The sequence below is a fragment of the Ralstonia pickettii genome (genome assembly GCF_016466415.2).
Classification (GTDB): domain Bacteria; phylum Pseudomonadota; class Gammaproteobacteria; order Burkholderiales; family Burkholderiaceae; genus Ralstonia; species Ralstonia pickettii.
Genome location: NZ_CP066771.1, coordinates 2,533,077 through 2,558,666, shown reverse-complemented (window position 1 = coordinate 2,558,666; position 25,590 = coordinate 2,533,077). Strand labels below are relative to the sequence as shown.

24 protein-coding genes and 1 pseudogene are annotated in these 25,590 nt (G+C 64.3%); 9 read left to right on the top strand and 16 right to left on the bottom strand.

The genetic code is table 11. The features are described from left to right. The first annotated feature begins 120 nt into the window (after positions 1–120). The 5 genes from RP6297_RS12105 (at position 121) to ubiA (ending at position 5,529) form a co-directional block, all read left to right on the top strand. Positions 121–1,068 (top strand): LysR substrate-binding domain-containing protein, encoded by a 948-nt coding sequence (locus tag RP6297_RS12105; protein WP_009241476.1) that lies wholly within the window; start codon positions 121–123, stop codon positions 1,066–1,068. A 306-nt stretch (positions 1,069–1,374) separates the two neighbouring features. After that, positions 1,375–1,617, top strand: coding sequence for a hypothetical protein (locus RP6297_RS12100; protein ID WP_009241475.1), 243 nt, complete (start codon positions 1,375–1,377; stop codon positions 1,615–1,617). A 174-nt stretch (positions 1,618–1,791) separates the two neighbouring features. Continuing rightward, positions 1,792–2,292 (top strand): Dps family protein, encoded by a 501-nt coding sequence (locus RP6297_RS12095; RefSeq protein WP_009241474.1) that lies wholly within the window; start codon positions 1,792–1,794, stop codon positions 2,290–2,292. 128 nt (positions 2,293–2,420) lie between these two features. Then, positions 2,421–4,586, top strand: coding sequence for a catalase/peroxidase HPI (katG, locus tag RP6297_RS12090; RefSeq protein ID WP_009241473.1), 2,166 nt, complete (start codon positions 2,421–2,423; stop codon positions 4,584–4,586). 67 nt (positions 4,587–4,653) lie between these two features. Further along, the gene (gene ubiA / locus RP6297_RS12085) at positions 4,654–5,529 is read left to right on the top strand and encodes a 4-hydroxybenzoate octaprenyltransferase (RefSeq protein WP_009241472.1); all 876 of its coding nucleotides are present in this window, start codon (positions 4,654–4,656) and stop codon (positions 5,527–5,529) included. 65 nt (positions 5,530–5,594) lie between these two features. Here the strand turns inward: ubiA and proC are convergent, their stop codons facing one another. Next, on the bottom strand, positions 5,595–6,419 hold the full coding sequence (gene proC, locus RP6297_RS12080; protein ID WP_037028163.1) for a pyrroline-5-carboxylate reductase: 825 nt from the start codon (positions 6,417–6,419) through the stop codon (positions 5,595–5,597). A gap of 30 nt (positions 6,420–6,449) precedes the next feature. Further along, on the bottom strand, positions 6,450–7,166 hold the full coding sequence (locus RP6297_RS12075) for a YggS family pyridoxal phosphate-dependent enzyme (RefSeq protein ID WP_009241470.1): 717 nt from the start codon (positions 7,164–7,166) through the stop codon (positions 6,450–6,452). A gap of 122 nt (positions 7,167–7,288) precedes the next feature. Between RP6297_RS12075 and RP6297_RS12070 the strand changes: the two genes are divergently transcribed. The 3 genes and pseudogenes from RP6297_RS12070 (at position 7,289) to RP6297_RS12060 (ending at position 10,127) form a co-directional block, all read left to right on the top strand. Then, positions 7,289–8,332, top strand: a complete 1,044-nt coding sequence (locus RP6297_RS12070; RefSeq protein ID WP_009241469.1) for a type IV pilus twitching motility protein PilT — start codon at positions 7,289–7,291, stop codon at positions 8,330–8,332. A 66-nt stretch (positions 8,333–8,398) separates the two neighbouring features. Further along, positions 8,399–9,531, top strand: a pseudogene (locus RP6297_RS12065) (PilT/PilU family type 4a pilus ATPase). A gap of 98 nt (positions 9,532–9,629) precedes the next feature. Continuing rightward, positions 9,630–10,127 carry a glutathione peroxidase gene (locus RP6297_RS12060; protein WP_009241467.1) on the top strand — a complete coding sequence of 166 codons (498 nt, stop codon included), beginning with the start codon at positions 9,630–9,632 and terminating at the stop codon, positions 10,125–10,127. 11 nt (positions 10,128–10,138) lie between these two features. On the opposite strand, the gene RP6297_RS12055 is transcribed toward RP6297_RS12060, so the two are convergent. From RP6297_RS12055 to RP6297_RS12010, 10 genes are all read right to left on the bottom strand, one after another. Continuing rightward, positions 10,139–10,837, bottom strand: a complete 699-nt coding sequence (locus RP6297_RS12055) for a helix-turn-helix transcriptional regulator (protein ID WP_009277387.1) — start codon at positions 10,835–10,837, stop codon at positions 10,139–10,141. 43 nt (positions 10,838–10,880) lie between these two features. Beyond that, positions 10,881–11,360 carry a cupin domain-containing protein gene (locus RP6297_RS12050; protein WP_009241465.1) on the bottom strand — a complete coding sequence of 160 codons (480 nt, stop codon included), beginning with the start codon at positions 11,358–11,360 and terminating at the stop codon, positions 10,881–10,883. Between the two features lie 57 nt (positions 11,361–11,417). Further along, on the bottom strand, positions 11,418–11,813 hold the full coding sequence (locus tag RP6297_RS12045; protein WP_009241464.1) for a VOC family protein: 396 nt from the start codon (positions 11,811–11,813) through the stop codon (positions 11,418–11,420). 170 nt (positions 11,814–11,983) lie between these two features. Further along, the gene (locus RP6297_RS12040; protein WP_004631621.1) at positions 11,984–12,715 is read right to left on the bottom strand and encodes an LrgB family protein; all 732 of its coding nucleotides are present in this window, start codon (positions 12,713–12,715) and stop codon (positions 11,984–11,986) included. After that, positions 12,712–13,089: a CidA/LrgA family protein gene (locus tag RP6297_RS12035; RefSeq protein WP_009241463.1), complete on the bottom strand. Its 378-nt coding sequence runs from the start codon at positions 13,087–13,089 to the stop codon at positions 12,712–12,714. Before RP6297_RS12035 ends, RP6297_RS12040 begins: the two co-directional genes overlap by 4 nt. A 52-nt stretch (positions 13,090–13,141) precedes the next feature. After that, positions 13,142–14,386, bottom strand: coding sequence for a glycolate oxidase subunit GlcF (gene glcF, locus RP6297_RS12030; RefSeq protein ID WP_009241462.1), 1,245 nt, complete (start codon positions 14,384–14,386; stop codon positions 13,142–13,144). Positions 14,387–14,412: 26 nt separating this feature from the next. Continuing rightward, entirely contained in the window at positions 14,413–15,546 is a 1,134-nt protein-coding gene (glcE, locus tag RP6297_RS12025) for a glycolate oxidase subunit GlcE (RefSeq protein ID WP_009241461.1), read from the bottom strand. Between the two features lie 62 nt (positions 15,547–15,608). Next, positions 15,609–17,102, bottom strand: coding sequence for an FAD-linked oxidase C-terminal domain-containing protein (locus tag RP6297_RS12020; RefSeq protein WP_009241460.1), 1,494 nt, complete (start codon positions 17,100–17,102; stop codon positions 15,609–15,611). Positions 17,103–17,595: 493 nt separating this feature from the next. Beyond that, positions 17,596–18,486, bottom strand: coding sequence for a LysR substrate-binding domain-containing protein (locus RP6297_RS12015; RefSeq protein WP_009241459.1), 891 nt, complete (start codon positions 18,484–18,486; stop codon positions 17,596–17,598). A 27-nt stretch (positions 18,487–18,513) separates the two neighbouring features. Further along, entirely contained in the window at positions 18,514–19,932 is a 1,419-nt protein-coding gene (locus tag RP6297_RS12010) for an FAD-binding oxidoreductase (protein ID WP_009241458.1), read from the bottom strand. Positions 19,933–20,050: 118 nt separating this feature from the next. On the opposite strand from RP6297_RS12010, the gene RP6297_RS12005 reads away from it, so the two are divergent. After that, a complete protein-coding gene (locus RP6297_RS12005; protein WP_009241457.1) occupies positions 20,051–20,608 on the top strand; it encodes a cob(I)yrinic acid a,c-diamide adenosyltransferase in 558 nt (185 codons plus the stop codon). Positions 20,609–20,686: 78 nt separating this feature from the next. Here RP6297_RS12005 and RP6297_RS12000 read toward each other — a convergent pair whose 3' ends face one another. The 4 genes from RP6297_RS12000 to RP6297_RS11985 form a co-directional block, all read right to left on the bottom strand. Beyond that, positions 20,687–21,589, bottom strand: coding sequence for a mechanosensitive ion channel family protein (locus RP6297_RS12000; protein WP_009241456.1), 903 nt, complete (start codon positions 21,587–21,589; stop codon positions 20,687–20,689). 169 nt (positions 21,590–21,758) lie between these two features. Next, positions 21,759–22,838 carry a 3-deoxy-7-phosphoheptulonate synthase AroG gene (gene aroG / locus RP6297_RS11995; protein ID WP_009241455.1) on the bottom strand — a complete coding sequence of 360 codons (1,080 nt, stop codon included), beginning with the start codon at positions 22,836–22,838 and terminating at the stop codon, positions 21,759–21,761. Positions 22,839–23,226: 388 nt separating this feature from the next. Continuing rightward, entirely contained in the window at positions 23,227–24,690 is a 1,464-nt protein-coding gene (gene tldD / locus RP6297_RS11990; RefSeq protein WP_009241454.1) for a metalloprotease TldD, read from the bottom strand. Positions 24,691–24,720: 30 nt separating this feature from the next. Continuing rightward, positions 24,721–25,590 (bottom strand): carbon-nitrogen hydrolase family protein, encoded by an 870-nt coding sequence (locus RP6297_RS11985; protein ID WP_009241453.1) that lies wholly within the window; start codon positions 25,588–25,590, stop codon positions 24,721–24,723.

Sequence of the window (25,590 nt, the reverse complement as noted above, 5' to 3'; positions counted from 1 at the left end):
GCATCCACGGAAGATGGGGCGGATGGCAGCGTTGTCAATGCCGGACCGCCATTCGAACCCCAAGCAATATCGCACGTCCCTTGGTAAAATCTATCGACACCCTCAAGCCGATTGATCGCCATGACGCTCACCGAACTCAAATACATCGTCGCCGTTGCGCGGGAACGCCACTTTGGGCGTGCCGCCGAGGCCTGCTTCGTCTCGCAGCCGACGCTGTCGGTCGCCATCAAGAAGCTGGAAGACGAGCTGGCCGTGCAGATTTTCGAGCGCGGCGCGTCCGAAGTCAGCGTCACGCCCGTCGGCGAGCAGATCGTCACGCAGGCGCAGCGTGTGCTCGAGGAGACGATGGCGATCCGCGAGATTGCCAAGCAGGGGATGGACCCGCTGGCGGGGCCCTTGCGCCTGGGGGTGATCTACACGATCGGGCCGTATCTGCTGCCCGCGCTGGTCAAGCAGATGATCGACACCGTCCCGCAGATGCCGCTGATGCTGCAGGAGAACTTCACCGTGCGGCTGGTGGAGCTGCTCAAACAGGGCGAGATCGACTGCGCCATCATGGCCGAGCCGTTTCCGGAAGCCGGCCTGATGACGGTGCCGCTGTACGACGAGCCCTTTGTCGTGGCGGTGCCGCGCGGCCACGAGCTGGCGAAGGCGTCGTCGGTGGACCCAGCGGCGCTTAAACAGCAAACCATGCTGCTGCTCGGCAACGGCCATTGCTTCCGCGACCACGTGCTGGGCGTGTGCCCGGAGCTGTCGCGTTTCTCGCAGAATGCGGACGGCATCCAGAAAACCTTCGAGGGTTCGTCGCTGGAAACGATTCGCCATATGGTCGCCAGCGGCGTGGGCATTACCGTCCTGCCTCGTACGTCGGTGCCGAACATGCAGCCCGCCGCCACCGATCTGCTGACCTACGTGCCGTTCCACGAGCCGGTGCCCGACCGACGCGTTGTGCTGGCCTGGCGCAAGAGTTTCACCCGCATCGCCGCGATCGAAGCGGTGGCCAAGGCGGTCGCGCAATGCAACCTGCCCGGCATCAAGTTGTTGCCGCCCACGCCGCTCGTTCACTGATCTCCTGATTGGTGCGTTGACCGTCACCCCATGACGGCCATAGCGCACGCCTAATTGATAGATAAAAACAATCAAATATACGTTTCGATAGCCTGTTAATAGAATGACTCCGATGTTGAGCGCATCGCTCATTCCCTAAATCACCGTGGAGCCCGCCATGTCCCTCCCGCATGCTTCGAACACCGTAGCGACCGTGCTGGAATGGCTCGCCGCCTATGGTGAATCGCACTAGCCTGATAGATGCATGAGGTTGCCCCCATGTGTGGCGAGGCATCAGGAGCGCGCAGGGTCGCAAGGAGAAAAAGCATGGCAATGGTGCGGATGTTTGTTTCGGAATGGCAGGGGTTTGCGGGCACAGTGCGCGCATCGCAGGTCGAGGTGCTGACGCTGTCGGGCATGCCGGGTAGTGCGGCCGGGGGCCACGGCACGCGCGCCGCAGAATCCGCCCGCCTGCAACGCAAGTGGGTGCGCAAGCAGGTCGGTCTAACCATCGTGGCTGCCGGCGCTATGATCGTGCTCCTGCACGGTATGGTGCAGTTCATGGTCTGATAACCGGCCTGATGCTCGGTTGCCATCCGCTTTGCGTTTCGTCACAGGACGATGCGACGATCGGAACTTGCTGCGCGAGGGGCAACCGAAAGAAGGCTGGAGGCACGCGCGGCCCGACGCTGAATCCAGCGGACGGCATCGCGTTTTTGCACACCACTTCATAGGGGAATCCAGATGGCAAAGAAGAACAGCGGCGCGACTGCCGCAGCCCAGATCAACATCGGCATTGCTGACAAGGACCGCAAGAAGATCGCCGAAGGCCTGTCGCGTCTGCTGGCCGATACCTACTCGCTCTATCTGAAGACGCATTACTTCCACTGGAACGTCACCGGCCCGATGTTCAACACGCTGCACCTGATGTTCGAGACGCAGTACAACGAACTGTGGAATGCCGTCGACCCGGTGGCCGAGCGCATCCGCGCGCTGGGTTATCCCGCGCCGGGCTCGTATTCGGAGTTCGCCAAGCTGTCGTCGATTCCGGAATCGAAGGGCGTTCCCGAGGCGATGGACATGGTCCGCGAGCTGGTGGCCGGCCACGAAGCCGTGACGCGCACCGCCCGCAGCCTGTTCCCCGACGTCGACAAGGCCGCCGACGAACCGACCGCCGATCTGCTGACGCAACGCATGGACATTCACGAAAAGACCGCGTGGATGCTGCGCTCGCTCCTGGCTTAAGGCTGGCCTGAAGGCCGTTCGCCACGTTTGCGACAGGCGTTTCGGCAGCAGCGAATTGCGCCCCTCCCGCGAGCCCGTTGCGTTGCGGTTGGGGCGGCATCACCCCCCATGACCTAACCGAGAGAATCATGACGACTGAAGCCAAATGCCCGTTTTCCGGCCATTCTCCCGCTGCTTCCCACGCCTTCGGTGGCGGTACGGCCAACAAGGACTGGTGGCCCAATCAGCTGCGCGTCGATCTGCTGAACCAGCATTCCGAGAAGTCTGATCCGCTCGGGTCGAACTTCAACTACCGCAAGTCGTTCAATGCGATCGACTACGACGCGCTCAAGGCCGATCTGCGCCGCCTGATGACCGATTCGCAAGACTGGTGGCCGGCAGACTTTGGCCACTATGGCCCGCAGTTCATCCGCATGGCATGGCACGCCGCCGGCACATACCGCACGGGCGATGGCCGTGGTGGTGCCGGGCGCGGCCAGCAACGTTTTGCACCCCTCAATTCGTGGCCGGACAACGTCAACATCGACAAGTCGCGGCGCTTGCTGTGGCCCATCAAACAGAAATACGGCCAGGCAATCTCGTGGGCCGACCTGCTGATCCTGACCGGCAACGTGGCGCTCGAAACCATGGGCTTCCGCACGTTCGGCTTTGCCGCCGGCCGCGAAGACACGTGGGAACCGGACAACGACGTCTACTGGGGTAATGAGACCAAATGGCTGGAATCCACGCGGTATTCGGGCGAGCGCAACCTCGCGAACCCGCTCGCCGCCGTGCAGATGGGCCTGATCTACGTGAACCCGGAAGGCCCGGAACACGCCCATGGCGATCCGCTCGCGGCCGCCAAGGACATCCGCGAAACCTTTGCCCGCATGGCGATGGACGACGAAGAAACCGTCGCGCTCATTGCCGGCGGCCACACCTTCGGCAAGACGCACGGAGCGGGCCCCGCAAGCCACGTTGGCGCCGATGTCGAAGCCGCTCCGCTGGAATCCCAGGGGCTGGGCTGGGCCAGCACCTACGGCACGGGCAAGGGCGCGGACGCAATCACCAGCGGGCTGGAAGTCACCTGGACGCAGACCCCCGCGCAATGGAGCAACTTCTTCTTCGAGAACCTGTTCAAGTACGAATGGGTGCAGGAGAAGAGCCCGGCCGGAGCGCTGCAATGGGTGGCCAAAGACGCCGAGGCGATCATTCCGGGCCCGACGCCCGACTCGCCCAAGCGCAAGCCGACAATGCTGACGACCGACTTGTCGCTGCGTTTCGACCCGGCGTACGAAAAGATCTCGCGCCGCTTCCTCGACAACCCGCAGGCGTTTGCCGAAGCCTTTGCCCGCGCCTGGTTCAAGCTCACGCACCGGGATCTCGGACCGAAGTCGCGTTACCTCGGCCCCGAAGTGCCCCGTGAAGACCTGATCTGGCAAGACCCGCTGCCGGCCGCCACACACAAGCCGACCGAGGCCGATATCGCGGACCTCAAGGCAAAGATTGCCGCTTCCGGCTTGTCAGCATCCGAACTGGTTGCCGTGGCCTGGGCATCTGCCTCGACCTTCCGCGGTTCGGACAAGCGTGGCGGCGCCAACGGTGCGCGTATTCGCCTGGCGCCGCAGAACGATTGGGCCGTCAACCAGCCCGTGGCCGGCACCCTGGCCAAGCTGGAAGAAATTCAACGCGCCTCCGGCAAGGCTTCGCTGGCGGATGTGATTGTGCTGGCAGGCAGCGTAGGTATCGAACTGGCCGCCAAGGCAGCGGGCACGACGATCACCGTGCCGTTCACGCCGGGCCGCGTCGATGCAACGGCCGAGCAGACGGATGCCGCGTCGTTCTCGGTGCTCGAACCCGTCGCCGACGGTTTCCGCAATTACCAGAAGTCGCAGTTTGCGGTGCCGGCCGAAGTGCTCCTGCTCGACAAGGCTCAACTCCTGACGCTGACAGCACCCGAGCTGACCGTGCTGATCGGCGGCCTGCGTGCCATCAACATCAACGCGGATGGCAGCCAGCATGGTGTCTTGACGCACACGCCCGGCGCGTTGACGAACGACTTCTTCGTCAACCTGCTCGACATGAATACCGAGTGGAAGCCTGCCGGCGACATCTACGAGGGCTATGACCGCAAGACGGGCGAGCGCAAGTGGACTGGCACGCGCGTCGATCTGGTGTTCGGCTCGAACTCGATCCTGCGTGCCCTCGCCGAGGTGTTCGGCAGCGCCGACGGCAAGGAGCGCTTCATCAGCGAGTTCGTCGCCGCGTGGGTCAAGGTGATGAATCTCGACCGGTTCGATCTGGCCGCAGCGTAAGCGGCTTTCGGCAGGACTAAAATGGCGCCTTGCCTCGTGCAGGCGCCATTTTTCTTTGGTGATTTCCATGCAATCGTCCGCTGCCCAACCCAGCCGCCTCATGCTCTATGCGCGCCTGATGCGCATGGACAAACCGATCGGCACGCTTTTGCTGCTGTGGCCGACGCTGTGGGCGCTGTGGATGGCCGCCGATGGTCATCCGCCGCTGTCGCTGGTGGTGATTTTCACGGTCGGCACGTTCCTGATGCGCTCGGCCGGTTGCGCGGTCAACGACTGGGCGGATCGTGACTTTGACAAGCACGTCAAGCGCACCAAGGAGCGGCCGATCACCGCGGGCCTGATTGCCCCCTGGGAGGCGCTGGCGGTAGCCGCGGTGCTCTCGCTCATCGCCTTCACGTTGATCCTGCCACTCAATGCGCTGACCAAGTGGATGTCGGTGGCCGCCATCGTGATTGCCGGCACGTATCCGTTCTTCAAGCGGTTCTTCGCGATTCCGCAGGCGTACCTCGGCATTGCGTTCGGGTTTGGGATTCCGATGGCGTACGCGGCGGTGCAGGATCAGGTGCCGGTGCTGGCGTGGCTGATGCTTGCCGGCAATGTCTTCTGGGCCGTTGCCTACGACACGGCGTACGCGATGGTCGACCGCGATGACGATCTGCTCATCGGCATCAAAACCTCAGCCATTACTTTTGGACGTTTTGACGTGGCGGCGATCATGCTGTGCTACGCGGGGTTCTTCGGGATCATGGCCTGGGCTGGCCATGTGATGGCACTCAGCGTGGCGTACTGGATTGGGTTTGCCGCTGCCGTGGCGTTGTCGCTTTGGTATTTCCCGATGCTACAGACGCGTGATCGGATGAAGTGCTTTTTTGTTTTCCGGCATAACAATTGGCTGGGGGCCTGCTTGTTTGCCGGGGTGGCAGGGGCGTATTTGCTGCGCTAGGTGTTGGTGGTGCGTCCCCGATTTCATCCCCTGCCGGGGGCGATACCGGGGATGGACCAGTACCCTCAATCCCGCCCAAACTCCTCCCCCATCCCCTTCCCCCGAGCCGCCGCGGCATGCATCGCCCGCACAAAGGCAGCCTTGATATCAGCGCCTTCCATTGACGTCAGCGCCGCATAGGTCGTCCCGCCCTTGGACGTCACACGCTCGCGCAACACCTCCACCGGCTCGGTCGATTGGCCCGCCAGCGTGGCCGCGCCAATAAACGTCTCGACCGCCAGCGTGCGCCCATCCTCAGCCGACAGCCCCAACTCCTGCGCCGCCTGCTGCATCGCTTCAATGAAATAGAACACGTATGCGGGGCCGCTGCCCGAGATGGCGGTCACCGCATCGATCTGCGCTTCGGCGGGCACCCAAACGCTCTTGCCGACGGCATTGGCGATGGCGCTGGCGGTAGCCCGGTCGCCGTCCGACAGGCCAGCGTTGGCGGCCAGGCCGGTCATCCCGAGGCCGGACAGCGCTGGGGTATTCGGCATCGCCCGGACCACACGTGCATGGCCATTCAGCCAGCGCGACAGATCCTGGATGCGGATGCCCGCCGCCACCGACAGCACCAGGCTGTCACGCAGATGCGGTGCCAGTTGCGCACAGACCTCGCGCATCTGCTGCGGCTTGACTGCCAGGACGATCACGTCGCGATCGGCCAGTTCTGCGCCGGGGGCGGCAGCGGTTCGGGCGCCCCAGGTCTGCTTGGCGCGGCTGCGGGCCGGTTCGGTCGGGTCCACCACCACGATGTTGGCGCCGTGCGCGCCCTTGGCAATCAGGCCGCCGATGAGGGCCGCCGCCATGTTGCCGCCGCCGATGAAGCCGAGTTTCAGAGTGTCGAGCATGAGAGTGGTGGTGTGAGAGACAACAGGAATTCAGGCGTGGGCGTAATGCCGCGCGCCGAAGATGGCGCTGCCGACGCGCACGATCGTGGCGCCTTCGGCAATTGCATCTTCCAGGTCGGCGGACATGCCCATTGACAGCGTATCGAGCGGGATGCCGGCCTCGCGCAGCCGATTCGCCAGTGCACACAGATCGGCAAACGGCTTGCGTTGCGCGGCGGGGTCATCGCTCGGCTCGGGCACGGCCATCAAGCCGCGCAACTGCAAGCGGGGCAGGGCCGAGACGGCTTGTGCCACGGCAAGCACTTCATCGAAATCGGGGAGCAGGCCATGTTTGCTGGCCTGGCGGCTGATGTTGATCTCGAGACAGACCTGCAGCGGCGGCAAGGTGTCCGGGCGCTGGGCCGACAGGCGCTCGGCGATCTTCAGGCGATCGACGCTGTGCACCCAGTCGAACTGTTCGGCCACGGCGCGCGTCTTGTTGCTCTGCAGGGGGCCGATGAAGTGCCAGCGGATCGGGTCGATACCCGTGCGCAGGTCGGCCAGCGCGTCGATCTTGGCGATGCCTTCCTGCACGTAGTTTTCGCCGAAGAGGCGTTGCCCGGCGGCATGCGCGGCGCGTATGGCATCGGCGTCGAACGTCTTGGAAACGGCCAGCAATGTGACACCCGCAGCATCGCGCGAAGCCAGTGTGCAGGCCGTTGTGATCCGTTGACGCACGGCTTGCAAGTTGGCGACGATTGCAGACATAATCCGGCGACGTTTGTTACAAATAAACAAGGTTCCGGCACGTCAAAACAACGGCTCGGAGCGCGTCTGGAGGCGCCATTGCGACGCCCGGGCGACATAAAAAAGTCGGGGGTCATTATAAGATGGACATCGCGCAGCTTCTGGCGTTTTCCGCCAAGAACAAGGCGTCGGACTTGCACCTGTCGGCCGGACTGCCGCCGATGATCCGGATCCACGGCGACATGCGCCGGATCAACGTCCCACCGCTCACGCACCAGGATGTGCACTCCATGGTGTACGACATCATGAGCGACGGGCAACGCAAGGTCTACGAAGAAAACCTGGAAGTCGACTTCTCGTTTGAGATCCCCGGCCTCTCGCGTTTCCGTGTCAACGCGTTCAATCAAAACCGTGGCGCTTCTGCTGTGTTCCGGACGATTCCGTCGAAGGTGCTCTCGCTGGATGACCTGAAAGCGCCCGCCGTGTTCGCGGACCTGGCGATGAAGCCGCGCGGCCTGGTGCTCGTCACGGGCCCGACCGGCTCGGGCAAGTCGACCACGCTGGCCGCGATGGTCAATCACCGCAACGAAAACGACATGGGCCACATCCTCACGGTGGAGGACCCGATCGAATTCGTGCACGAATCGAAGAAGAGCCTGATCAACCAGCGTGAACTCGGGCCCCATACCCATTCGTTCGCCAATGCGCTGAAGTCGGCGCTGCGTGAAGATCCGGACGTGGTGCTGGTCGGCGAATTGCGTGACCTTGAAACCATTCGCCTGGCGCTTACCGCCGCAGAAACCGGCCACTTGGTGTTCGGCACGCTGCACACCAGCTCGGCGGCCAAGACCATCGACCGGGTCGTCGACGTGTTCCCGTCGGACGAAAAAGAGATGGTCCGGACCATGCTTTCCGAATCGCTGGAGGCGGTGATCTCGCAGACGCTGCTCAAGACGCGCGACGGTTCGGGCCGGATTGCGGCGCACGAAATCATGATTGCCACGCCGGCCATCCGTCACTTGATCCGCGAGAACAAGATCTCGCAGATGTACTCGATGATGCAGACTAGCAGCGGCATGGGCATGCAGACGCTCGACCAGTGCCTGTCGGAGCTGATCAAGCGCTCGGCGATCAACTACGCAGACGCGCGCGCCATCGCCAAGAACCCGGACGCGTTCGCGAACTGACACGCGAACTGATACGCTGACCGATACGTCAGCGCGCTTTCCAATTCTTTCGAGGAGGGGCACGCCATGCTGGACCGCGAAGCCGCCACCAAATACATCCACGAACTCTTGCAGTTGATGGTGAACAGCCGTGGCTCGGACTTGTTCATCACGGCAGAATTTCCGCCCGCGATCAAAGTGGACGGCAAGGTCACGCCGATCTCTCAGCAGCCGCTGAATGCCCAGCAGGCCCTCGGTCTGGTCAAGTCGATCATGAACGAGAAGCAGTTGCGCGAGTATGAAGACAGCTCGGAATGCAACTTCGCCATCACGGCGCCGGGCGTTTCCGCGTGTCGGCGTTCATGCAGCAAGGCCGCGCCGGCATGGTGCTGCGAACCATCAACACGAAGATCCCGACGCTGGGCGAGCTGGACCTGCCGCCGATCCTGAACGAGATCGTCATGAGCAAGCGCGGCCTGGTGATCGTGGTGGGTGCCACGGGCTCGGGCAAGTCGACCTCGCTGGCGGCGATGGTGGGCTATCGCAATGCGAATTCGTACGGCCACATCATCACCATCGAAGACCCGGTCGAATACGTGCACGCGCACCAGAACTGCGTGGTGACGCAGCGTGAGGTGGGCGTGGATACCGAGTCGTGGCACGTAGCGCTGAAGAACACCCTGCGCCAAGCGCCGGATGTGATCCTGATCGGCGAAATCCGGGATCGCGACACGATGGAATACGCGATCCAGTATGCGGAAACCGGCCACCTGTGCCTTGCCACGCTGCACGCCAACAGCTCGAACCAAGCGATCGACCGGATCATCAACTTCTTCCCGGAAGAAAAGCGTCAACAGCTGCTGATCGACCTGTCGCTGAACCTGCGCGCGATGATTGCGCAACGCCTGCTGCCGCGTCAGGGCAAGAAGGGGCGCGTACCGGCCGTCGAGATCATGCTGGCGACCCCGCTGGTGCAAGACCTCATCTTCAAGGGCGAGGTGCACGAGCTGAAGGAGGTCATGAAGAAATCCCGCGAGCAAGGGATGATCTCGTTCGACCAGGCGCTGTTCGATTTGTACGAAGAAAACAAGATCACGTACGAAGACGCGCTGCGCAATGCCGACTCTCTCAACGACTTGCGCCTGCAGATCAAGCTGCACAGCAAGCGCGGTGGCCAGACGGACCTGTCGGCCGGCACCGAGCATTTGAATGTCGTCTGATGTGGCGCAGGCGCTACATCATTTGAGGTGATGTGCAGCGTGCCAGGTTTGCTCGGCCTCGCTGGTTACCGTTTGCAGCAACCATCCGGAGAGTAGCCATGAGTGACGTCTATGCATTCGAGGCCGATTCGTTGACCGGCCAGCGCGTGCCGCTGTCGCAGTACAAGGGCAAGGTCCTGCTGATCGTGAACACCGCGAGCAAGTGCGGATTCACGCCGCAATACGCGGGGCTGGAGGCGGTGTATAAGCGGCTGCACGACAAAGGGCTGGAGGTGCTCGGCTTTCCGTGCAACCAGTTCGGCAAGCAAGAACCGGGCGGCGCAGACGAGATCGGCGCCTTCTGCGAAAAGAACTACGGCGTGTCGTTTCCGATGTTCGGCAAGATCGACGTAAATGGCTCCAACGCGCATCCGCTCTACAAGTGGCTGACCTCGGAAAAGCCCGGCGTGCTCGGCATCGGAGCCATCAAATGGAACTTCACCAAGTTCCTGCTGCGCCGCGATGGCACGGTCTACAAGCGCTACGCGCCCCTGACCAAGCCGGAAGAGATTGCCGACGATATTGAGCGGCTGCTGGCGGAGCCCGATCCCGCCTGACGTTGCGGTCGTCAATCCGACGAGCCCCGCACCTTGCGCATGAAGTCCGCCAGCGAGCGCTCGGCGGATTCGGCGAAGTGGCGCTCCAGAATGTCGACCTGGACGCAGCGGTCGAGGCGGAATGTGCGGTAGTCCTGGCGGTGTTCGCACCAGGCGGCCACCAGCCAGACCTGTCCCCAGAAGAACAGGCCGAGCGGTTGGATGCAGCGCTCGGTCAACTGGCCCTGCGCGTCGCGGTAAGCGAGCCGCGCAACGGCGTGGCGGCCAAGCGCTGCGTGTAGCGTGTCGAATACCTGCTTGACCTCGCTGCCCATGCCGTAGCCGGGCGCGAAGATGCGCGTGGTCTCGGCTTCGTTGCGGCGCTCCGCGGGCAGGGCGCCCATCAGCTTTTCCAATGCGGCGTCCACCGATTCGGCCATGGTGCCGCCGCTCCACGCCTTGATCATCCGTGCGCCGGCCACGAGCGCTTCGACTTCGTCGGCGGTGAACATGAGCGGTGCAAGGTCGTAGCCTGCCCGCATGCGGTAGCCGATACCGGCCTCGCCTTCGATCGGTACGCCCGAGACAGACAGATCGCGGATATCGCGATACACGGTGCGCTCCGACACGCCCAGGCGGTCGGCCAGCATCGCCGCAGTGGTCAAACGGCGGCCTCTCAGGATCTGGGCAATCTGGAACAGGCGGTCGGCGCGGCGGGTCATGCGCGGCATTGTAGTGGGCTTCTTGCCGCGCGCAATCCGCACAATCTTTCCCCTACGCGCCGAAGGGCGTCAGTTCCCGTTGAGGGTGGATGTCGACGATATCCACCTGCTCGCCACGGCGCAGCATGCGCTTGCCCAGTCTCGGGAAATCGGCAATCTCGATGTTGAGATGTTCGCCGCCGCACAGATAGACGAGATCGTCCTTGCCGCAGTTGCGCAGGTGATGCGCGACGCCTGTGGGGAAGGCCATGAAATCGCCGCTGCGCACGGTGAAGATGTTGTCGTCGATCTCGGCCTGCGCTTCGCCGGAAAGGATGTAGATCCATTCCTCTTCGCGTTGGTGCGAGTGATAGACGAACGACTCCTTGCCCGGCGGCACGCGCGCGAAATTCACGCCCGTGCGCTTGAGCCCGAGCAGCCGGCCCATCATCGTGCCGTGAATTTCCGACAGGCTGTTCCAGGGGTGTGAAAACGACTGCGTGCGCGCGGTCACATCCGCGGCACGCATGAGATACGGGGATTGGCTGGGCATGGTGTTCTTCTCTGTCTCTTGGTGAAGGCCGGCGCCCGCGCACCGGCCCTGGGGGCGTTACTGCTGTAGCAGGTACGCCTGCGTCTTGGCATCGGGCTCGTGCAGGCCGATGCGGTTGCCTTCGGTGTCGACGATGTGGGCGATGCGGCCCATGTGGTCGGGCAGCGTCATCGGCCCAAAGACGCATTGGCCGCCGCTGCCGTTCACGCGCTCGAGCACGGCATCCAGATTGGGCGCATTCAGGTAGACCACGCTGCCCTTGTCGGACGGCGCAAAACCCTCGCCCTTGACCAGCGCACCGTGGATGGTCGTCTCACCCGCCGGAAACACGCCCATGGTCATGTCGCCCATGTCTTCCTGCTTGAGCTGCGTGTCGAAGACGTTCTCGTAAAACTTCACCGCGCGCGGGAAATCGTTGGCCGGGATTTCAAACCAGTTGATGACGCTTGCCATGATGTTCGCTCCGTTAGGTGGCTCAGGCGGTTGGGAGTGCCGTTGCCGGTTAAGGTGGAGCGATTCTGGCGGGGGGCTCCTGACAGCGTTCTGTCAGGAGCGTTCAGGAGGGTGGCAAAGCGTGTTTCAGATTGCCCAGGCAGTGAATACCGGGCGGAGGGAGGAGCGATTCAGTGCGGAATCCAACCCGCCAGCAGCGGCACCAGCACGGCCGTCAGCACGCCGTTCAGGCCCATGCCCAGCGCCGAGAACGCACCGGCTTCCGGATTGACCTGAAACGCGCGGGCCGTACCAATGCCGTGCGCCGCGATGCCGGTGGCAAAACCACGCACGCTGTACTCGCGCACGCGCAGCAGGTTCAGCAGCCGCGTCGTGGTCGTCGCCCCGACAATGCCGGTAATGAGCACCAGCACCGCCGTGATGGTCGGCGCGCCGCCAATCTTCTCCGAGATGCCCATGGCGATCGGGATCGTCACCGATTTCGGCGCCATCGAGCGCAGCGTTTCCGGCGATGCGCCCAGCAGCCACGCGATGCCCACGGCTGACACCACGGCCACGACCGACCCTGCAAGGAGCCCAGCCATCAGCGGCACCGCATGGCGGCGCAGCTTCGCCCACTGCTGAAACAACGGCACCGCCAGCGCCACCGTCGCCGGCCCCAGCAGGAAGTGCACGAACTGCGCGCCGTCAAAGTAGGTCTTGTACGGCGTGCCCGTCACGGTCAGCAGCGTCCCCAGGATGACAACCGCAATCAGCAGCGGGTTGACCATCGGGTTAAAGCGGCTGCGTTCATGAAGGCGCACGCCGATCAGGTACGCGATGAGCGTGGCGGTCAGGCCGAGCAGCGGGCTGGCGGCCAGATAGACCCAGAGTTGGTGCAGGTTGGGAGCCATCGCGTTCATGGGGCCAGCTCCTCCTGGCCTTCGCCGTGGTCCCCCATGCGGCGCATCAGCGCGCGCGTCACGAGCGCACCGGCGGCAATCGACAGCCACGTCGATACGACGGTCGCCACCACGATTGGCAGCCATTCCTGCCCGATGCGGTTCAGTTGCGTCATGACGCCCACGCCGGCCGGCACGAACAGGATGGTCAGGTGACGCAGCAGTTCACGGACGGTGCCCTGCATGACTTCGAGCACGCGGCCCTTGTCCACCAGCAGGTAGATGACCAGCAACACCATGCCGATCACCGGACCGGGCACCGGCAGGTGCAGCGAATACGTCAACAACTCTCCCACCGACTGGAACGTCAACAGGATCGCGAAGGTTTGCAGCATGGGGCCTCCGGGCGAAACGAAGCGCCAAGTATAGAACCCGGCTGCGTTCGTTTCAGGCCAGCATGCGGTCGACCAGCTCGATCCAGTGTTCGACCGGCGTGTCCGTGCCGCTCTGCAGATGCGTCAGGCAGCCGATGTTGGCGGAGACGATGCGCTCAGGCTGCGTGGCTTGCAGCTTGGCGAGCTTGTCATCGCGCAGCCGGTAGGCGAGTTCCGGTTGCAGCACCGAATAGGTGCCGGCCGAGCCGCAGCACAGGTGGCTGTCGGCGCAGAGCTTGACGTCCACGCCCAGCGAGGCGAGCAGCGTTTCCACCGCACCGCGAATCTGCTGACCGTGCTGCAGCGTGCAGGGCGGGTGCCACGCCACGCGCGGCCGTTGTGCTTCGGGTTTGGTCTTCTGCAGGAGCTGCTGCGAGAACGCCGGCAGCACCTCGCACAGGTCGCGCGTCATCGCGGACACGCGCGCCGCGCGTTCGGCGTAGGCGGGGTCATCGCGCAGCAGGTGGCCGTATTCCTTGACCATCGCGCCGCAGCCGGAGGCCGTCATGACGATGGCCTCGGCGCCGGCCTCGATGTGCGGCCACCAGGCGTCGATGTTGGCGCGCATGTTGCCCAGGCCGCCCGCATGGTCGTTCATGTGATACCGGATCGCCCCGCAGCAGCCCGCACGGTCTGCACTGATGAGCTGCACGCCCAGCTTGTCGAACACGCGCGCCGTGGCCGCATTGATGTTGGGCGACATGGCGGGTTGTACGCAGCCCTCGAGCAACAGCATCTTGCGTGCGTGCGCGGTGCCGGGCCGCGTGCCGGCGTGAGGCTGCCTGGCCGGAACCTTGTTGCGCAGCACCGGCGGCAACATCGGCCGCACTGCCTGTCCGAGCCTGAGCGCGGAGCCGAACAGCGCCGGCCGCGTCAGCCCCTCGCGCAGCGCCCAACGCACGGCGCGCTCGCCCAGGGGGCGCGACTCTCCTTTCGCGTCGAGCTGGTCGTCGACGATCTTGCGGCCGATCTCCACCAGGCGCCCGTAGGTCACGCCGGACGGGCAGGTCGATTCGCAGTTGCGGCAGGTCAGGCAGCGGTCGAGGTGCAGGCGTGTAGCGGCGCCGGCGGGCTGGCCCTCCAGCACCTGCTTCATCAGGTAGATGCGCCCACGCGGGCCGTCCAGCTCATCGCCGAGCAGTTGGTAGGTCGGGCAGGTGGCCGTGCAGAAACCGCAGTGCACGCACTTCTGCACGATGCTTTGGGCTTCTTCGCCGTCGGGGGTGTTGCGCAGGAACGCCGCGAGCGTGATTTGCATGATGGGCTTGCGTTGGAAGTCGGCAGTCAGAACGCTGAATACAGACGGCCCGGGTTGAAGATGCCGTGCGGATCGAAGCTGTCTTTCAGGCGTTTGTGCACGGCCATCAACGGCGCGGCGACGGGCGTGAAGATGTCGCTGGCGCGGTCGCCGTTGCGGAAGAGCGTGGCGTGGCCGCCGGCCTTGCGGGCAGCATCGCGGATGGCGTCGGCGGAGGTGTTGCCGGTGTCGATCCACCAGCGCTGGCCGCCGCCCCATTCGACGAGCTGCTCATCGGCCGACGCATGACCGAGCGCCAGCGGCGGCGTGGCCGGGGGCAGGGCGATGCGCCACAGCGGCAGGCTGCCTTGCACGGCACGCGCGAAAAATGCATGCGATTGCTCGCGCAGGTCGCGCCAGAATGCGGCCCCTTCTGTGTCCTCAACACGCTCGCCGCCGAGCTTGGTGATGGCTGCGCGCACGGCCGCATCGGCACCGCTCAGGCGAACCCACAGGGCACCGTCGATCCACGCGGACGCCGCAATCGGCAACGGCTGGCCACCCCAACGGTTGAGTGTGTCGATGGCCTCGCCTTGTGCCATGGCGAAGCGCAGCGTCGCATCGCAGAACGGCATCGGCAGCACCTTGAGCGACACCTGCACGATCAAGCCGAGCGTGCCGAGTGCACCGGCCATCAGGCGCGAGACGTCGTAGCCGGCCACGTTCTTCATCACCTGGCCGCCAAAGTTGAGCATGTCGCCGCGGCCGTCCATGACGACAGCGCCGAGCACGAAGTCGCGCAGCGCGCCCACCGACTGCCGGCGCGGGCCGGACAGGCCGGATGAAAACGCACCGCCTACCGTTGCCTGTCGGCCATTCGCAGCAAAGTGGGGCGGCTCGAACGCCAGCATCTGCTTGTGCTCGGCCAGTGCGGCTTCGATCTCGACCAGCGGTGTACCGCTGCGCGCTGTGATGACGAGTTCTGCGCAGTCGTAATCGACGATGCCGGACCACTCGCGCGTGTCGAGCACGGTGCCGTCGGGTGCGGGCGCGCGGCCATAGAAATCCTTTGTGCCGCCGCCGCGCAGGGTGAGCGGCGTGCGGTTGCTTGCGGCCTGCGTAATGGCGTCGCGAAAGCGTGCGAGCGCGGGCGAAAGGGCGGTGTCAGACGTGATGGGCATGTTGAACCTTCGGGCGCAACGGCTTGTTCGCTGCGTGCGGCTTCGGAATGGTCAGGCGGCGATCAGAAACGCGGCAAGTCGGGGTGAGGCAGCAGGCCGTTGCGCACGTGCAGCTTGCCGTATTCGGCGCAGCGCGCGAGCGTGGGGATGGCTTTGTCGGGGTTCAGCAAACGCACCGGGTCAAAAGCCGCCTTCACGCGCAGAAACGCGTCACGTTCTTCCGCCGAGAACTGCACGCACATCGAACTGAGCTTTTCCACGCCCACGCCGTGTTCGCCCGTTACGGTGCCGCCGAGTTCCACGCAGGTCTCGAGGATGTCGGAGCCGAACAGTTCGGCGCGGTGCCATTCGTCCTGGTCTTCGCCGTTGAAGAGGATGAGCGGGTGCATGTTGCCGTCGCCCGCGTGGAACACGTTGATGCAGCGCAGGGCGTACTTCTGCTCCATCTGCTGGATGCGCCGCAGCAGCGTACCGATGTGCTTGCGCGGGATGGTGCCGTCCATGCAGTAATAGTCCGGCGAGATGCGACCTGCCGCAGGGAATGCATTCTTGCGGCCGCTCCAGAACTTCAGGCGCTCGGCTTCGCTTTGCGAGACCTGGATGCGGGTGGCACCCGAGGCGCGCAGCACTTCGCTCATGCGCGCGATCTCTTCGGCCACTTCTTCGGGCGTGCCGTCGGATTCGCACAGCAGGATGGCGGCGGCATCCAGGTCGTAGCCGGCGCAGACGAATTCTTCCACCGCTGCGGTGGCGGGCTTGTCCATCATTTCCAGCCCCGCCGGGATGATGCCCGCGGCAATCACGTCGGCCACGGCGTTGCCGCCGGATTCCACGTCGTCGAAGCTCGCCATGATCACCTGCGCGAGTTGCGGCTTGGGGATCAGGCGCACGGTCACTTCGGTCACCACGGCCAGCATGCCTTCGGAGCCGATCACCGTGGCCAGCAGGTCAAAGCCAGGTGCGTCGGGCGCCTCGCTGCCGAATTCGACCACCTCGCCGTCCATCATCACGGCGCGCACGCGCAGCACGTTGTGTACGGTCAGGCCGTACTTCAGGCAATGCACGCCGCCGGAGTTCTCGTTCACGTTGCCGCCGATGGTGCAGGCAATCTGCGATGACGGATCGGGCGCGTAATACAACCCATGCGAGTTGGCGGCTTCCGAAATGGCAAGGTTGCGTACGCCCGGCTGGACCACCGCCGTCCGCGTGTATGGGTCCACCTTGATGATGCGCTTGAACTTGGCCAGCGACAGCACCAGCCCGCCCGGCGTCGGCATCGCACCGCCCGACAGGCTCGTCCCCGCGCCGCGCGGCACCACGGGCACGCCCATGCGGTGGCACACGCGCAGGATTTCGACGACCTGCGCCTCGGTATCCGGCAGCACGACGGCCAGCGGCACCTGCCGGTAAGCGGCCAAGCCGTCGCATTCATACGGGGTGGTGTCTTCGCGCTCCCAGAGCAGCGCGTCGTCGGACACGATCTGGGACAGCGCAGCGGTCAGCTCAGCCTGCAGGGCAGACGGATCGCGAGCGGTGGCGGGCAGCGATGCGTTCATGGGGTGTCTCTCATCGTTGTGCCCGGCAGCGGTGGCCGGGATGGAGGGCACTATAGCCCGGCCGCCGCGCCATGCGGCGGGTTAAGGACTTTTGCTGCGATGAATTTGGCTCGCCGGAGCGGCCAATGCGGCTCATCGCGGGGCAGCAAGGTTTCATTGCCCATTCGCGCGAGCGTGACCTCCACGATCGAGCCTTCAACCGCCGACGGTGGGGTTCAAAGCACCGAGCTTCACATTAAAAGTATCGAATCCGAGGTTCAGGTACCTCACGCGTGAGGCAAATAGGATCGGCGTTGATGAAAAAAGCAGCAACGATGATGTTCGGAACGTCAACTTCGAGGCCCTGGGGCTCGAACCATGACGCTTTTTGCCCCGACGTTGCTGTTTTTTTCATCAGCGCTGAGGGTTCAGGGCTTCAACGTCGAAACTAAAAGTTTCGAATCCGGTAGTTCGAGACCCAGCCGCGAGGCTTGGGGGCCGGCCGCTGAGCGGTTCACCAATCCAGCCCAAGCAACCAATCCACAAAATGCCGCGCCTCGGGCTTCATCGGCGCCTGCTCGCGCTGGACAATGTAATAAGCATGTGGCGACGCCGATTCGATGTCCAGCAGCCGCACGATCTGCCCCGAAGCCAGCCAGTTGCGCGCCATGGCTTGACGCACCAGCGCCACGCCCTGGTTGGAGGCGACGGCTTCGAGCATCAGGCCGATGTCGTTGAACAGCGAGCCGGTCGCAGGCTCCGCCGCGTCCAGCCCGGCCGCCTCGAACCATGGGCGCCAGGGCTCCAGCGGGCTGCGCAGCAGCGTGAGGTTCAGCAACTGCGACGCTTCGGTGATGGTGTTGCCGCTGATCTGCTCGTAGTAGGCCCGCCCGCACGCCGGGAAGACCGGCTCGTTGAGCAGCAGCGTGGTCTTCAGGTCCGGATAGCGGCCGGTGCCGTAGCGGATTTCGACATCGGTGTCCTCGGCTTTCACGTCGAGGAACGGGATGGAGAGATGCAGTTCCAGATCGATGTGCGGGTACAGCGCGTTGAACTCCGGCAGACGCGACACGAGGTGCTGGCGTCCGAACGTGGGCGGAATCGCCACGCGCAGCCGCGCGCGCTGCTTGCTGAATTCCGGCCGTGCCAGTTCGTGCAGGGTGTCGAGCGCCACTTGCACACTGCGCAGGTAGCGCGTGCCCGCGGCGGTCAGCCGCAACGCCGTGCCCGTGCGCACGAAGAGGTCTTCGCCCCACAGCTCTTCCAGATTCTTGATGCGGTGCGATACCGCGCTGGGCGTGACGGACAGCTCTTCGGCCGCGCGCGCGAAGCTCGCATGGCGCGCCCCGGCCTCGAAGGCAATCAACAGATGCAGCGGAGGAACGCGCTTGAAGACGGAAGACATGCGGGCGGTCGCTGGTAGGTGAATCGGTTACAGGTGGAAGATCTTGCCGGGGTTCAGGACGTGCTTCGGGTCGAGCGCCTGCTTGATGCTGCGCATCAGGTCGATCGCATCGTTGCCGTGTTCGGCGATGAGGAAGTCCATCTTGTGCAGACCCACGCCATGCTCGCCCGTGCAGGTACCGTCCATGGCAATTGCACGGGCGACGATGCGCTGGTTGATGCGCTCGGCCTCTTCCAGTTCTTCCGGCTTGTTCGGGTCGATCAGCAGCGCAACGTGGAAGTTGCCGTCGCCCACGTGGCCGACGATGGGGGCGGGCAGTTGCAGCGCGCTGGCGAGCAGGTCCTTCTCGGTCTCGACCACGCATTCAGCCAGGCGCGAGATCGGCACGCACACGTCGGTGGTGACGGCGCGGCAGCCCGGCTTGAGCTGCAGGAACGCGAAGTACGCGTTGTGTCGGGCGTTCCACAGGCGGCTGCGGTCTTCGGGGCGTGTTGCCCATTCGAAGCCTTGGCCTTTATGTTCAGCAGCGATCTGCTGAACGGTCTCGGCCTGCTCCTGCACGCCGTGCTCCGAGCCGTGAAATTCGAAGAACAACGTCGGCAATTCGGGCAGCGTGAGCTTGTCGTATTGGTTGATCGCGCGGATGGCCAGTGCGTCGACAAACTCCACGCGCGCAATCGGCACGCCCATCTGGATGGTGTCGATCACAGCGGATACCGCATCGCCCATGCTCGGGAAGGCGCACACGGCCGCGGATACCGCTTCGGGCTGCGGATACAGCTTCAGCGTGATCTCGGTGATGATGCCCAGCGTCCCCTCGCTGCCGATGAACAGGCGTGTGAGGTCATACCCCGCCGACGATTTACGTGCGCGGTTGGCCGTCTTGATGATGCGGCCGTCAGCGGTGACCACCGTCAGGTTCAGGACGTTTTCGCGCATCGTGCCGTAACGCACGGCGTTGGTGCCCGAAGCGCGCGTCGCGCACATGCCGCCGATGGAGGCATCCGCGCCCGGGTCGATCGGGAAGAACAAGCCGGTATCGCGGATTTCGGTATTGAGCTGCTTGCGCGTGACGCCCGGTTCGACCGTCACCGTCAGGTCTTCCGGGTGCACCGACAGCACGTGGTTCATCTGCGAGAGGTCGAGGCTCACGCCACCGGCCACGGCCAGCAGATGGCCTTCGAGCGACGAACCGGCGCCATACGGGATCAGCGGAATCTCGTGCTCGAAGCAGAGCCTGGCGACGGCAGCGACTTCCTCGGTGGTCTGCGCGAAGACGACGGCGTCGGGCAGCATCGGGTCGTAGGCGGATTCATCGCGGCCGTGGTGGGCGCGCACGGCTTCGCTCATGGAGACGCGATCGCCGAAGCGGATGCGCAGCGCGTCGAGCATGGCCGGGGGAATCGGCGTGCGGATGATCTGGGAGGGCGGGGCTGGATGGTTCATGGCGTCTCGCGTGGGGCAGCGGTCTGAAGCCGGCTCGGGCTGTCATTCTAACGCCGGGGTCGTGCCGCCCTTGCGATAATGGCGCCACCAACATTGACGCGATACAGGGAGACGCACCGTGGGCAACCGCTTATCGAAGATCGCCACACGCACCGGCGACGACGGCACCACCGGCCTTGGCGACGGTAGCCGCACGGCCAAGGACAGCCTGCGCATCGCCGCCATCGGCGACGTCGACGAGTTGAACTCGCACATCGGCGTGCTGCTGACGGAAACGCTGCCCGACGGCGTGCGCACGGCGCTCACCGCCATCCAGCACGACCTGTTCGATCTGGGTGGCGAACTCTGCATTCCGGGCTACACGATGGTGACGACCGCGCACGTGTTGCGGCTCGACCAATGGCTGGCCGACTACAACGCCGATCTTCCGCGGTTGGCCGAATTCATCCTGCCCGGCGGCAGCCGCGCTGCGGCCCAGGCGCATGTCTGCCGCACCGTCGCGCGCCGTGCCGAGCGCAGCATCGTCGCACTCGGCCGCGCCGAGACCATTGGCGAGGCGCCGCGCCAATACGTCAATCGACTGTCGGACCTGCTGTTCGTGCTGGCGCGTGTGCTCAATCGCGCAGATGGCGGCACGGACGTCCTCTGGAAACGCGACGAGCACAAGCCAGCGTAATTGCCGTCCGCATCAAACAAAACGGCCCGGCGAGATGACGTTACCTCGCCGGGCCGTTTGCTTCTGCAGTGCGCTGAATCAGTTCACGCTTGTCGGCGTCGTCGTGCTTTGCGCCACGGCGGCCAGCCCCGCCAATTGCCCCGGCGTGGTGATGGTCAGCGCCTGCGATGGCGTCGGCGCCGGGAAGCCCCCTTCGGCCAGCGCTTCCTTGATCGTGCGGTTGGTGTCGAAATAGACCTGCCAGTAGTTGTCGTTGTGCGTGTACGGGCGCACGGCCAGCACCGGCCCAACCAGGTTGAATTCCAGGATTTCAACATCGACCGCCGGTTCGGTCAGCACGTTCGGAATGGCGGCCACCTTCTCCTTGAGCAGCGCGATGGCGGCGCGGTGGTCGGCGCTGCCGGCCAGTTGTGCCTTCAGCTCGACGCGGCGGAAGGGGTTGGAGGTGTAGTTCTGGATCGTGTCCGCGAAGATCTTGCCGTTGCCGACAATGCTGACCACGTTGTCTGGCGTGTTGATGGTCGTGGCAAACAGGCCGATCTCCTTGATCGTGCCCGTCACGCCGCCGGCCGTCACGAAGTCGCCCACCTTGAACGGCCGCAGCACGATCAGGAACGCGCCCGCCGCAAAGTTCGACAGTAGGCCCGACCACGCCATGCCGATCGCCACACCGGCTGCGGCAATCAGCGCTGCGAACGTCGTCGTCTGGATGCCGAAATAGCCGAGGATGCCGATCACCAGCAGCACATTCAGCGTGACGGTGATGATGGAGCCGACATACCGCAGCACGGTCGGATCGACCTTCTGTCGGCTCAACGAGCCTTCCACCATGCGCACCGCCAGATTGATCAGCCAGCGGCCGACCACCCAGAAAACGATCGCGCCGAGGATCTTCATGCCGACGTCGGTGGCGTATTGCGCCACGATTGCCTGGTACTTGCTTGCGGTGTTGACGGCGGTGTCCGCCAGGTTGTCTGCCATGGGTGCCTCCGAAAGAGCAGGGGGGAACCCACCTACGATATGTCAAAGACAACGCACTTGTGTGACTTTGATACGTTTCGCTCACATTTGTTATAGATCTGCGCGTTGATGCGCGCGCAAAGAAAAAGGACGCCCGCAGGCGTCCTTCCCAAATCAACTTGATGGCGTTTCAGTTGCCGCTGCCCGGTACCAGACGGCGCTTGCGCACGGCGTCGGCCAGCGTTTCCAGCACCTTCACCGAATCGTCCCAGCCGATGCAGGCGTCGGTCACGCTCTGGCCGTAGACGAGGTCGGACACCGGCGTGCCTTGCACGTGGTCCTGGCGACCGGCGTTGATGTGCGATTCCACCATCACCCCGACGATGCGGTTATCGCCGGCTGCCATCTGGCGGCCGATGTCTTCGCACACCGGAATCTGGTTCTCGTGTTTCTTGCTGCTGTTGGCGTGCGAGGCATCGATCATCAGGCGCGCGGCCAGGCCCGACTTGGAGATGGCGTCGCAGGCTTCCTGCACGCTGGCAGCGTCGTAGTTGGGCGCCTTGCCGCCGCGCAGGATGATGTGGCAATCCTCGTTGCCGGCCGTCGACACGATAGCCGAGTGGCCGCCCTTGGTGACCGACAGGAAGTGGTGCGGCTGCGATGCGGCCTTGATCGCGTCCACGGCGATCTTCACGTTGCCGTCGGTGCCGTTCTTGAAGCCGACCGGGCACGACAGGCCGGAAGCCAGTTCGCGGTGCACCTGGCTTTCGGTGGTGCGCGCACCGATCGCGCCCCAGCTCACCAGATCGGCGATGTACTGCGGGCTGATCACGTCGAGGTATTCGGTGCCTGCGGGCAGGCCCAGCTCGTTGATGTTCATCAGCAGCTCGCGTGCGGTGCGCAGGCCGTCGTTGATCTTGAAGCTGCCGTCCATGTGCGGATCGTTGATCAGACCCTTCCAGCCCACCGTGGTGCGGGGCTTCTCGAAGTACACGCGCATGACGATTTCCAGCTCGTTCTTGAAACGCTCGCGCTGCTCGACCAGGCGGCGGGCGTAGTCCATCGCCGCCTTGGTGTCGTGAATGGAGCAGGGGCCGATGATGACGATCAGGCGGTCGTCCATGCCATGCAGGATGCGGTGCATCGCGTTCCGGCTTTGATAGATCAGGTCGGACACGGTGTCGCTGCACGGGAATTCGCGGATCAGATGCGACGGCGGCGTCAGCTCTTTCAGTTCGCGAATGCGCAAATCGTCGGTGTTCTTCGGCATGGAATGCTCCGGGGATGTGTCTTGAGTTCTATTGGAAACGTCTACTGTGTTCGGATCATGTTTCGCGTCGGTGCCGGGGTGGGGCAGGTGACAGGGCGAAAAAAAACCGCCAGGGTCGCTGGCGGTTTTCGGTATCTGCTGGGTGCTTTATTTTTGCTGCAAGCGCCCCTCTCCTTCCGCCAGCGGTGCGAGATGCCAAAAGTAAAAGTAAAAAAACTTGGCGAAGGACATGAGAGGGAAACGAGGCAATGCAGGAAAAATTGTGGCGCTCAGTTGGCTTGAACCTACTGCGCCGCACCAATCGAACCGTCTTTATAAACCCTTTTTTTGAGGGCCGCAAGCGCCGATTTTCCGTGCCTGCGGCGCCAAAACGACGGTTTGAGGGCAATCAAACTGTGCCGCCCACCGTCATGTTCTCCATGCGTAGGGTCGGCTGGCCTACGCCCACCGGCACGCTCTGGCCTTCCTTGCCGCACACGCCGATGCCCGAATCGAGGCGCATGTCGTTGCCGATCATGGTCACGTGCTTGAGCGATTCCGGGCCGCTGCCGACCAGCGTGGCGCCCTTGACGGGGTAGGTGATCTTGCCGTCCTCGATCATGTAGGCCTCGCTGGCCGAGAACACGAACTTGCCGTTGGTGATGTCGACCTGGCCGCCGCCGAAGTTGACCGCATACAGGCCTTTCTTGACGCTGGCGATGATCTCTTGCGGATCCTTGTCGCCGCCGAGCATGTACGTGTTGGTCATGCGCGGCATGGGCAGGGCGGCGTAGCTCTCGCGGCGGGCGTTGCCGGTCACGGGCATCTTCATCAGGCGCGCGTTGAGCGTGTCCTGCATGTAGCCGGTGAGGATGCCGTCTTCGATAAGCGTGTTGCACTGCGTGGGATTGCCCTCGTCGTCGAGGTTCAGCGAGCCGCGGCGGTTGGCCAGCGTGCCGTCGTCCACCACGGTGACGCCCTTGGCCGCCACGCGCTCGCCCATGCGGCCGGAAAATGCCGACGAGCCCTTGCGGTTGAAGTCGCCTTCCAGCCCGTGGCCGATGGCCTCGTGCAGCAGCACGCCGGGCCAGCCCGGGCCGAGCACCACCGTCATCGTGCCGGCCGGTGCCGGCTTGGCTTCCAGGTTGACGAGTGCGGACGAAACCGCCTCATCCACGTATTCGCGCAGCAGGTCGTCGGTGAAATAGCCGTAGGCATAGCGGCCGCCGCCACCGGAGCTGCCCATTTCACGGCGCCCGTTCTGCTCGGCGATGACGGTGACGGAGATGCGCACCAGCGGGCGCACATCTGCGGCGATCACGCCGTCGCTGCGCGCGACGAGCATCACGTCGTATTCGCCGGCCAGACCGGCCATGACCTGGACCACACGCGGGTCTTTGGCGCGGGCGAGCTTTTCAATCCGCTCCAGCAGCGCAACCTTCTCGGAAGCCGTCATCGAATCGAGCGGGTCGTTCGGTGCATACAGCGAGTGGCTGCCCGGCGTGCTCGCCAGACTGCTGGCCACCTTCACGCGCCCGGCACCGGCTTTGCCAATCGTGCGCGTGGCAGCAGCGGCCTGCATCAGGGCGGGGAGGCTGATGTCGTCGGAGTAGGCAAACGCGGTGCGGTCGCCCGAGACGGCGCGCACGCCCACACCCTGGTCGATGCTGAAGCTGCCGGATTTGACGATGCCTTCTTCCAGGCTCCATGCCTCGTTGCGGGTGTACTGGAAGTAGAGGTCGGCGTAGTTCACGCGGTGCGTGAAGATGTCGGCCAGCGCGCGCTGCAGGTGCGCTTCATCAAGGCCGTACGGATCGAGCAGCACGCGGCGCGCGATGGACAGATTCTGGATGGCGATGTCGCCTGCGTTCATGGTCGGTTCTCGCAAAAAAATTCGGTTGGCTTACATCACGCGGTGCTTGAGCGCCGGCAGGTCCCGGCGCACTTGTGCGATGCGGGCGGGGTCCATGTCGCCGATGGCGACGCCTTCCCCCGCTGGCACGGAGGCAATGATCTCGCCCCACGGGTCGACCAGCATGGAATGGCCCCACGTGCGGCGGCCGTTTTCATGGCGCCCGCCCTGAGCGGCGGCCAGCACATAACACTGGTTTTCGATGGCGCGGGCGCGCAGGAGGATTTCCCAGTGCGCGGCGCCCGTCACATAGGTGAAGGCCGCCGGCATCAGAATCAAGTTCAGGTTGCCCGGTGCCGCCAGCGCCCGATACAGCTCCGGAAAGCGCAGGTCGTAGCACACGGACATGCCGACACGGCCGCATGGTGCGTCGAAGGCAACCGGGGTGGCGCCGGGCTCGATGGTGCGGGCCTCGTCGTAGCGCTCTTCGCCGCGCACGAAGTTGAACAGGTGGATCTTGTCGTAGCGTGCGACACGCAATCCGGCCGGGTTGAATGCGAGCGACGTATTGCGCACGCGCTGTTCGTCTTCGCACCACATCGGCAACGTGCCGCCGACGAGCCACAGCTTGTGGCGGCGTGCGGCATCGGCAAGGAAAGTCTGGATCGGGCCATCCTGGTCGCCCTCGCGGATAGCGACCTTATCGCTGTCCTTGCGGCCCATCATGCAGAAGTATTCAGGCAGCAACGCGAGTTGCGCACCCTGGGCGGCCGCTTCGGCAAGCAGCGCATCTGCCCGCGCGAGGTTGTGGTCCACATCGATGGCCGTCACCGTCTGGATGGCGGCGATGCGAAAAGGTGCATCGAAAGGCGCATCCATGCCGGATGCGACGGGGGCCGGAGCAACGGTGGTCGAAGTCAT